Source organism: Cohnella phaseoli, from assembly GCF_003386235.1.
In the GTDB taxonomy this organism is placed as follows: Bacteria; Bacillota; Bacilli; order Paenibacillales; family Paenibacillaceae; genus Cohnella; species Cohnella phaseoli.
In genome coordinates this window covers 91,192-101,759 of record NZ_QRDZ01000035.1, presented here as the reverse complement: position 1 = coordinate 101,759, position 10,568 = coordinate 91,192, and the positions used below count along the sequence as shown (strand labels likewise).

Here is a 10,568-nt window from a genome sequence, read left to right as displayed (position 1 = left end):
AATCGTGTTCCGTCGAGGAAATCCAGAGGGCGACAGAAGACGGATAAGGTCAAGCTTGTCGAGGAGAATCAGCGCGTCATACTACGTTAGGCAAAGATAAATGAATATCCAATTTTGTGGAAAACCGCGTCTCCTGTTCCTGCTCTGATTTTTTGGCTTACTGGGAAGAAAATCAAATGGAAAAATATGAAACCAAATCACAATATTGGATTAGGCCTCACCCTTCGACTATTATGTCAGGTTTGATGCATGACTAGTGACTTTTTTGGCCTCTACTCCACAGCTTGGGTAGCGCCGAGGTACTTTTTTGGCCTCTACTCCGCAGCATCGGTAGCTCGGAGGCACTTTTTTGGCCGCCACTCCACAGCATCCGGAATACACCGCTGCCTTTTTCATTGGCTTCCGCTATTTTCTGATGCAAGCCCACCTCGGCCTACGTCCTCCCAGCTCTCTCGCGCTTACGAAATCCTGTAGCGGATGCTAGGATTCCAACTGGCCCCGTCGTAATAAATATTCGCGTTCTGGTTCACGACAAAGTAAATACGATCGCCTTGCTGGACCTGGACATCGATGTCATGAGCGACGCCGATCAAATCGACCGCCTGGATAGACTGCCATCCGGAGGATGGCCAGACTTGCGTACCGTTTTTCATAATTTTGACCCGAATGCCGTCGCCGCACCCATAACAGCTCGATCCGCCGTCGTCGTCCATTTTCGCCGTTCCGTAAATTCTTACCGTACCGTCAAATGGCGCCTCCCAATTCGTAAGCAAATCGTACGTTTCGGCCATCAAATGCGCGGTGGGTTCGACGAACGAGTAGTCGACGGATCCCGGCCCTTGCCATCTGTTATTGACCCATGTCATGTCCACAGGACCGCTGCCGCCGTCGTATTGATACCGCCAACCATCCTGGCCTTGGATATTGGAATATTGTGCGGACAATTGATAGACCGGCGCCACGTAGCTAATGCTAGGATCCCAGCTCGAACCGTCCCAGTAATTATTCGTTTTCTGATTCATCACGAAATAAATAAGGTCGTTCTGAGCCACATTGATCGTAAGGTCATGCCATACACCTATCAGATCGTCGTCGGCCAGCTGTTGCCATCCGGTAGTCGGCCAGATTTGCGTGCCGTTCTTCATAATCTTGACTTGAATGCCGTCCGCGCACCCGGGGCAGATCGCTCCGGCCATATCGTCCTTCTTCACGTTCCCCTTGATTCGAATCGTTCCGCTCTTCGGGGCTTTCCATACGGGCACAACATCGTATCCGTCCGGCATCATATGGGTCGTGGACTCGATAAACAGATAGGGGTTTGGCCCCTGCCATCTCCCTGCGTTCCACGTCATATTCACGTACCCGTTTCCGTCATGGTATTTATAATACCACCCGTTCTCCCCTTGAGTAGCGGAATACTGCGAGGACAAACGATAGATCTTCGGTGGAGCCGGAAACTCGGTAAAATGATAAGACAGAGCGTCCAGGTTAACGAAAGCATCGCTGGACAAGGCGTTTTTCTGACCCGTCGCCACAATTTTGATCGTATGCTCCCCGTCCGTCAGGTTGTCTTTCGCATACAGCACCTGTTGATATTGCTTTTGCCCCGCATACAAATCCACTCCGCTCGCTTCCAGAAGGCCGTCGATATAGACGTCCGCTTTCCCGTGATCGGTCCCTTTAGAGCCGATCCATTCGATGCGGTCGCCGTTAAAAGAAAATTCGACGGAAGCTCCGACTTGATCCGTCGCCAGATCATCGCCTTGGAACGGGCCATCCTCCCGCTGCTCCGCCCAATTTCCTTGAAGGATCAGATTGGGTTCGTCATTGTTCGTTTTGTGCCAATCCAACCTGTTGATGTCCCGAAGCAAATGGACATTCATAGGTTCGAGATTGTTCACATAGAGCGCGTCGTAGTATCGCTGATACGCGGCGCTGCTGCGATTCAGCAGCATATCGTAGTCGCTGACGAACATCGATTGCGAAGGGTTGTTGATTTCGGTGACCGGGTCCCCTAAATAGTCGTCGACGATGTCTTCGAAAAGCTGGCCTCTATCGATAAACTTCTGTAGGCTCTTGTTCCAATTGCCGTTCGTGACGTATTTGGCGCCATGCTCGAACGCCGTGGAGGCTTGATGGTAATATGTCGCATTGTCTGCCAGGTCCGGTCCGTCGAATTCATGGGCCAGTTCCTTGCCCGGCAGATTGGTTCTTAACAAATCCATCGAGAAGGCATGGTTGTATTCGGGGCCGTCATCCACGAAAACGATATCCGCTTTCTCGGCCAGATCAACGAAGTCCAGCGTGCCTCTCTTGCTAGCCGAATCGTCGAACATCGAGCCCATGACCAACGGGAATTTCGTTCCCCCGATAGCGTGGTTGGCATCGGCCAGTCGATCGACCGCGCTTTTTAAGACGTGGTGTCGAAACTGGTACCAGGTCAGCCCCTTATTCCCGTTGAAGTCGGTAGGCGGCTCCACTTGAGCGAAGGATGCGTATTGCGTGCCCCAGTGCGTATTCAAGCTAGAGATATCCTCATACCGATCAAGCAGCCAGGAACGAAAAGCTTGCTTAGAGGCCTCCGAGTAATCGCCCATTAGCCCGTTTCCGCCGCCCGAGATTTCGTTCTCGCCATACATGCCGAACAAAGCGGAGACGAAGATCGGCTTGTTAGTCGGGTACCGCGCTGTATACCGAGAAATCACCGCCTCGTACGCCTCGACCACTTTATCCATGGCCGTAGCGGAGTTAATAGAGAGATAAGGCGTGAGCGCTCCCGAAGCATCCTTCACTCTTTCCGCTTCCGGTAATCCGCCGTCCGGCCCCATCGCAAAATAAAGCGATAATGCAAACGGCATGTTTTTATTATCGATATAGTCGAGCTGCGCATCCATTAAGCTCCAGTCGAACGTACCGTCCTCATTCTGAAAGGACGACCAAGAGAACCATACCCGAAACGAATTCATCCCGTACGCGATCGCCTGATCGACCAAATCCTCATACAGGTTCATGTCCTGCGTATCTCCGGCTCCGTACATGAAGTAGCGTTGATCCGCATTGCCGGAGTTGGCGCTTGCGATCGATTGACGGTTTGCAGGTTGATAGGCAGAGTAAACGGACAGCACAAGCAAAATGGACAGTGCGCAGATGGACGCTTTTTTGAACATTTCGAAATTATCCCTCCTCGATGGGTTGAACGCCTACGATTCGAATAATGCCGGATTTTCCGCTTAAATGGCTGGCCCATACCCAGCGGCTATCTCCGGAATCGATGCAGGCGAAAGGAATTTCGCTGCCATTCCAGTACGCGCGCTCGATTCGGGTATCGGGCGAATAGGGTCCCAGACGGATGCTGAGACGATCGACAGGATGCTGGAGTTCGAAGGAGAAGGTATGCTCGCTTGCGCTTCCCCGCTCTCCTCGATCGTATACATACGAGATCGATTGTCTTATTTGGCCGGTCACTACCGGATATTCCGATATTGACATCTTCGTCCAATCCGCCGGGTAGCGGGGGACGAGGCGCAGATGACCGGGGTCGTTATCGTCGATGCCCAGAAGCAGGCGAACCGCCTTGGTACTGTCCGCGACATGCGAATCCTGGCCCATGTATCCGTTGACCGGCAAATAGTACCGACCTGAGCGATGCACGATAATTCCTTCCGGGGCGGCCCAGCCTTCCAGATGAGGCAGGTAGGTATGAGTTAGCATCAGGTGCAGAAACTTCTCCGCATCCGCCATCCGGTCGAGCAGCAGCGCCGATTGCGTCATCATCCCTTGACCGTACCCGAACATTCGCAAGCAATTGTAATTTTCCGATCTCATCAGATGTCGGTAGGAATTTTCGCTAATCTCCAAAAAGGTTCGATCCATCGAGTCGCCGCTTGCCCAGTCCTCCAACGGCGTATAGGAGTCGCCTTCCGTGGCCAGCTGGATCGGCACGAGCTTATGCGCATGATCCTGCCAATAGCAATCCTCCTCGGTATGCCAGATGGGCCCGTCCTCCGAGGGATCGACCAAATGATCCAGAATGCCTTGGCGAAGTCGCTCGTAGAGCTGCTTCCAGCGTTCCGCAAGCTCCGTTCTTCCGAGCTGTTCCGCCATTCGGATCGAAAGCTTGATTCCATGCAAGCAATTGTATGACGAGTAAATGTCATAGGACCCGTGGGCGCATTCGCTTTCGGTGAACAGCACGTCTTTGCGAACTCCCGGCCGGATGCGATCGTTCGCAAGCTGCCACTCGATCCACTCTACCGCCGCTTCCGTAGCGGCAAAGTGCTGCTCGTTCCAGTCGGCCGGGCGGCCCATCCCGTGCCAAACCATGTAACGGCCCCACATGCAGATGCCGTGACCGTCGTTCTCCCGGACTCCCTTCTCGACTGTTCCTCCCACCTCAACCTCGTACGTCGTATAACACGATCGGCCGACGATTCTGTTCCAGTGAGGCGGATTCGCTTCCGCGAACAAGGCGTTGTCCAGCCAATCGACATAGGAGCGGACGAACTTGTCGTAGCCGAACGCCATCGCCTCCCGCAGCAGCTCGCCGACTCCGCGGGCCCACGCTTCGCTAATCCCCGACAGCTCGCCGGGCGACCGCTCCCGATAAAGCTTAAACCAGTTGCCCAAGCTGCCGAACACCGGGTCGAACCCGAACCAGATGCCCATCCCGTAGATATAATGAGGGATGGCCTGTCTGGCCGTGGAGGAGGAGCAATCCGTTCCGTTGTCCGCGATATAAGCGGCGCACTCCGGACCGTTGCGATACAAAAAAGTAGCCGCATATACCGAATCGGGATTCCCTTCGAAGCGGTAGCGCGGCCCGAAATAGCCGTCCGGCACTAACGGTTCGTCCAGAACGGGTAACTCGTCGACGTACGTGTACAGCAGCTTCTGCAGCCGCTCGACTCGATCTTGCCAGTCGCCCGTTTCAATTTGCTCCAGGCTGACCGTCTTCCTAGCACTCTTAACGAAACCGAGATCCGGCAGCGTCGGCAGCTCGGAGCACTGCTCCGCGGTCTCCAACGTAACGGCCGATACGACGGGATGTCCGTATAGCAGCGGGTCGCCTTTTAAGGAGATGGACTCCACTTTGCGTTCGCCCAAATCGACGGAGAAGACGAACCGGGCGTTGGAGCTTAACGAGCCCATCGCCCGAATGCCGTCGACAAGAACGACGGCTTCCTCGACGATCTCCCTTCCGTCGTCCCGGCCGCTGAACATTTGCTCGTCCAGATGGCCGATATACTGGCCGTACATCCACCAATGCCAGAACATGTCCCACGCGCGGGAGTACCACATGTTGAATCCGAATACGAGCGGAACGACAGTCTCTTCCCCGTCCGTCCAGCGAATTGCGATTTCCCCGGCCTTGTCTCCAACAAAGTGGGAATAGCCGTGATCTCCCTTCGGCGAAAACCAAGACCCGTTCGCAACGTCGATGCTGTGAATCATGCCGAGAAAATGAGCGGTTCGGACCTTCGCGCCATAACACGGGAGCGTCATTCCGTCGTTCCAAGGATGCAAGCTCCCCCGATCGCCCGGGGAGTCCTTCACCAGATCGTCAATCTCGAATTCGTTAAGCTCGGACAGATGGAACGGGATGCCTCTGACGATCGCCAGCTGCCCATCGGAGATCGGCGGAAGCGCCTGATAAACGCCTCCGCCTTCGTTCCGTCCGACGTCCCCGATCAGTCTCGTGTGCAGCGGTCTCGAAGCGCACAAGGTGAGCGCGAGCTGCAATTCCCTCTCCGAGCCTTGAGCCTCCTCTTCCAGTTGGACAAGAGCTCGATAGCCTTCCCTGGTCCCTTCCATCTTCAGAAAAGCCACTCGTACGGAGCTGCCGTTGATACTTAGGCCGTCGAAGCCGTCGAACTTCTCCTCGATCGCTTTGCCCAAGCGGCTGTCCTGATCCGGCCAATAGACCAGCTCCAGGGCATGGATTCCCGCAGGAACCTGCAGCCTTTGGCGAAAGACAGTCGTCTGTCCCTGCTTCACCTCCGGTTCTCTCGTCTGGAGCCGGTCGGCCGGCAACACATCGGATTCCCAATTGCCTGTAATATCGATCGCATTCATAGGCAAGCTTTTGCCTCCAGTCTCGGTTACTCTTTCACGCTGCCCAGCACGATCCCGGACATAAAATATTTTTGCAGGAACGGATAGACGCACAGCACGGGCAAGGTCGCCATGAAGATTTGCGCGGCCTTCACTGTTCGGTCCGAGATTTCGCCCAGCAGCTTCGCCTGCACGGGGTCGATATTGGCGAACGTTGACGTGTTCATTTTGACGACCACGGTTTGCAAATAGCTTTGCAACGGATAATGCGAAGGCGAATTCATCAGCACGATCCCGTCGAACCAGGAGTTCCAGTGCCCCACAACGGTAAACAGCGTAACGGTAGCCAGCACCGGAGCCGAGAGAGGAACGAAGATCCGTCCCAACGTCGTCCAGTGACTCGCGCCGTCTACGAATGCCGCCTCCTCCAACGCCTTCGGCAAGCCGCGAAAGAAGTTCAGCAGCAGCAAGCAGTTGAACACCTGTACCGCTCCCGGAAGCACCAACGCCCATATGGAATCGAGAATGCCCGTCATTTTAATGGTCATATACCAAGGAATCAATCCCCCGTTAAAGAGGATTGTAAAGACGAAAGCCCAGGCATACAGCGTGCGACCCGGGAAAGCCCGCTCTTCCTTGGACAGCGGATAGGCGGCCAGGACCGAGATGAGCATGCTTAGCGCGGTCCCTAGCAGAACGCGTTCGAGCGTAATGCCGAGAGCGGTAAAGAACTCGTGCCGCAAAAAAACGAATTGATAAGAAGAAAGGGTGAAATCGACCGGCCATAGCTTAACCAGGCCTGCGGCCGCCGCCGTCTTGTTGCTAAGGGACAACGCCAGCACGTTCAGAAAAGGAAAAAGCGCCAGCAAACACATGATCGTCAGAAAACTATAGTTCGCCATGTTAAATGCGATTCTGGAGGTAGACATTTTTCCAACCATATCCGTTACACTTCTCTCTAAAAGATTCGATAGCCCGCCAACCGATAAGCCAGCGCATACGAGACGGAGATGAACAAGCACGAGATGACGGATTTGAACAAGCCGACCGCGGTCGCCACGCCATACTGCGTATCGATTAGTCCGATCCGATAGACGAACGTATCCAAAATATCTCCCGAGCTATACACCTGCGGACTGTATAAGTTAAAAATTTGATCGAATCCCGCATTCAGCACGTTGCCGAGACTAAGCGTAGCGAGCAAAATAATAACCGGCAGCATGGAAGGCAGCGTAATGCTCAACGTTTGCTTCCACCGGTTCGCCCCGTCGATTACAGCGGCTTCGTACAGAGACGGATTGGCGTTCGTGACCGCGGCCAGAAACACGATCGTGTTAAAGCCGGCTTCCTTCCACAAGTCCGTAAAGACGACCGTAAAGCGGAACCAGCTCGGATCTCCGAGGAAAAACACAGGCTTGAATCCGAAAGCGCGTAACAGATCGTTAACGATTCCTTGAGACGGCGACAGAATGTCGATCAAGATGCCGCCCAGCAGCACCCAAGATAAGAAGTAAGGCAAATAGATGATCGTCTGCACCGTTCTCTTGAACAGCTTCAGGCGAATTTCATTCAGCAACAGCGCCAGAACGATGGGGACGATCAGATTCAGCACGATTTTGCAAAGCGCGATAATGACCGTGTTCGCGAGCACTTGCTTCGTATCCGGCAAACTCCACACGTACTTGAAATTATCCAATCCGATGAACGGCGAGCCGAACATCCCTTTGGAAGGCATAAACTTTTGGAAAGCGATGACGATGCCCGTAATCGGTCCATAACCGTAGATCAACAGCAGCGCCAGGGCAGGCAAAAGCATCAAGTGCAGCGGCAGGAGCCTTTTCCATCTATGCGAGAGCATCTGACTCCCTCCAAATTCCATAGTTCGATTTGGCGGAAGATGCGGAGGATTTCCGCACCTCCCGCTCCATACGTTTATTGGTTAGCGGCATACCAATCGTTGACTTCCTGCGTAATCGCATCTCCGCCGAGCTTCTTCCAATCGGAGACGAACTGGTCGAACGCATCGATCGAAGCGGCCCCCATGACGATCTTCGTGAACGATTCCAGCTGCAGCTTCTCCAACGTCGACTGTTTGTCGACCATCGCGTCCGTCTTGGAGCCGTAGAATCGATCCGCCTGCCCCAGTCCGTTGCTCAGATAATAGTCGAGAACGCTTAATCCCGAGTTTTGCGGAGCGGTCCAGAGCGCGGTGGCGTATTGACTCTGATCGCCGTCCTTCGTGAATTTCGTGTAATTGTCGTAGTTGTCTTTCACCTGCAGGTTCTTCAGCGCGTTCTGATCGTTGTTCTCGACGACGGCCTTAAGCCCGCGGTAAATGTTGATGTTCTGCTCCGGATCCGTTGCGTACACGGGAGCGAACCTCCAACGGATGTAGCCATCCGGATTAGGCACCGGTTGATGGAACGACAAGTCGATGCCGCCCGTATCCCACCCGTATTCTTTATCCGCATAATAATTCGCCAGCTTAACGATCGCCTCAGGATGGGCGGCGCCCTTCTTGAAGACGAAATAGCTACCTGCACCGAGTCCGATGGACGGAGATGCCGGCTTGTCGTCGGAGGACACGATCGGATACGGTTTCCAGACGGCGTTCGGATCCTGCTTGTAGGAATCCGGCAGCGGCCAGAAGGCGTTCCAATGCGCGCCATAAAACATTCCGATCTTGCCGGAGACGACCGACTCGTTAACCTTGCCGGCATCCTTCACTCCGAACTCGGGATCGATCTGCCCGGTCTTGAACATCTCTTGCAGCTTGGCGAGAGCGGTTTTCATCTCTGGCTGAATGCCGCCGTAGACGAGCTTGCCGTCGGCACCCTCGATCCACAGATTCTTGTAGGCATGGTAGCCTTCGAGGAAACCGGTCAGATCATGCAGCCCGCCGTTATACAGATCCTTGCCGATCCCGAGGCCGAACGTATCCTTCTGGTTGTTGCCGTCCGGATCGCGGTTCGTGAACGCATCGGAGATGGCCAGAATGTCGTCCATCGTCTTCGGTTCCGACAGCTGCAGCTTATCCAGCCAATCCTTCCGGATCCAGATCATAGGCGCGTCGTCGAGTCCGGCGGTCGTGACCGGAAGCGCCCGTACTTTCCCGTCGAAGGTCGCCGTTTTCAAAGCCAATCCGCCGTTGGACTCCAGGAATTTCTTGTATTGAGGGGATGCGTATTTCTCGATGGCACCGGTCAGGTCCTCCGCCATATCGTTATCCACCAGCTGCTTCAATTGCTTGGCGTTGACCGGGATAATGTCCGGAATATCGTTGGAAGCGATCGTGATGTTCAGCTTCTGCTCCCCCGCTCCGCCCGGCTCGTCGCCGATGACGGACCAATTCAGCTTGAGGGCGATGCCCAGGTCCGCCAGGATCGCGTCGGACCAAATGTTTTTCTCCGGCGTTTCTCCCGGTTCGAATTTATCGGCCGAGTTAAACACCTTGACGGTCGAGATCGTAATCGGAGGATCGTACTTCCCGAATGGATCGGGCGTTTCCTCCGCGCCGGATGACGAAGCGGACGGCGACGCGGGAGAGGACGGCGTCTCGGACGATGCTGCATTTTCTTTGTTCTGGCTGCAGGCTGTCAGCCCGAGCAGTAAGGTGAGAGCTATCAGGAACAATCGATGCGACTTGTGGCCTTTCATTCTGTGTTTCCCCTTTCGATCGCTGTGTTGGAATCGCTTGCAGTTTTAATTATAATGAGCTCGGCCTTGATCCTATATAGAACTCTTTTGACGTTTATCGTTTTCTGTTGATGTGGAAGCAAGTCGACAGGCTGGCGGTTTACGCGATGTACTCTATCGCTGGATTCCAGCTGGCGCCGTCGAAGTAGGGATTGCCATTGCGGTTCATGACGAAGTAAACGCGATCCCCTTGCTGGACTTCAATCGTGGCATCATGCGAGACGCCGACCAGATCCGTAGCTTGAATCGACTGCCACCCTGAGGACGGCCATACCTGAGATCCATTCTTCATGATCTTCGTGCGTATCCCGTCGCCGCAGCCGTAACACGCCTCCCCGCCGTCGTCATCCATCTTCGCGGTTCCGCGGATCCGAACGGTTCCGCTTAACGGTGCTTCCCATGCGGGAACCGCATCATACGTTTCCGCGATCATGTGCGTAGACGGTTCGATGAACAAGAAGGACACCGTATTCGGCCCCTTCCACTTCGCCCCGTCCCATGTCATATCGACATATCCACTGCCGTCGTGGTACATATACCGCCACCCGTTCTGCCCTTGCACCGAGGAGTACTGCTCCGATAATCGATATGTCGGATTAAAGCTCCCCGATATCGTCATCGGCTCATCCGTTACCACTTCGGCTTGATCTGCCCTATCCTTGATGCCGCTGCCCGCTGTCAGAGCGATTGTGTCGCCCGCCACAACCGTCGGGTTATCGCCTAACGTGATGGTTAACGTCCGATTGTCGCCGCTCCAAGCAAAAGAAGGATACGTGCCGAGCGTATGGCCGTTCGACAATACGAGCTTTCCGGCAACCGGA

Annotated in this window: 6 protein-coding genes; all 6 read right to left on the bottom strand. The window is 54.6% G+C overall.

Going from position 1 to position 10,568, the window contains the following annotated elements; all coding sequences use genetic code 11:
* Positions 1–458 precede the first annotated feature (458 nt).
* The gene (locus DFP98_RS31715; protein WP_116064651.1) at positions 459–3,167 is read right to left on the bottom strand and encodes a beta-galactosidase; all 2,709 of its coding nucleotides are present in this window, start codon (positions 3,165–3,167) and stop codon (positions 459–461) included.
* A gap of 7 nt (positions 3,168–3,174) precedes the next feature.
* Positions 3,175–6,078, bottom strand: coding sequence for a hypothetical protein (locus tag DFP98_RS31710; RefSeq protein ID WP_147310315.1), 2,904 nt, complete (start codon positions 6,076–6,078; stop codon positions 3,175–3,177).
* A gap of 20 nt (positions 6,079–6,098) precedes the next feature.
* On the bottom strand, positions 6,099–6,992 hold the full coding sequence (locus tag DFP98_RS31705) for a carbohydrate ABC transporter permease (RefSeq protein WP_116064649.1): 894 nt from the start codon (positions 6,990–6,992) through the stop codon (positions 6,099–6,101).
* Between the two features lie 17 nt (positions 6,993–7,009).
* Entirely contained in the window at positions 7,010–7,909 is a 900-nt protein-coding gene (locus DFP98_RS31700; RefSeq protein WP_116064648.1) for an ABC transporter permease, read from the bottom strand.
* Between the two features lie 74 nt (positions 7,910–7,983).
* Entirely contained in the window at positions 7,984–9,708 is a 1,725-nt protein-coding gene (locus tag DFP98_RS31695; protein ID WP_116064647.1) for an extracellular solute-binding protein, read from the bottom strand.
* A gap of 139 nt (positions 9,709–9,847) precedes the next feature.
* Positions 9,848–10,568: hypothetical protein (locus DFP98_RS39305; protein ID WP_181918064.1), on the bottom strand; the 721-nt coding region annotated here is incomplete at its 5' end.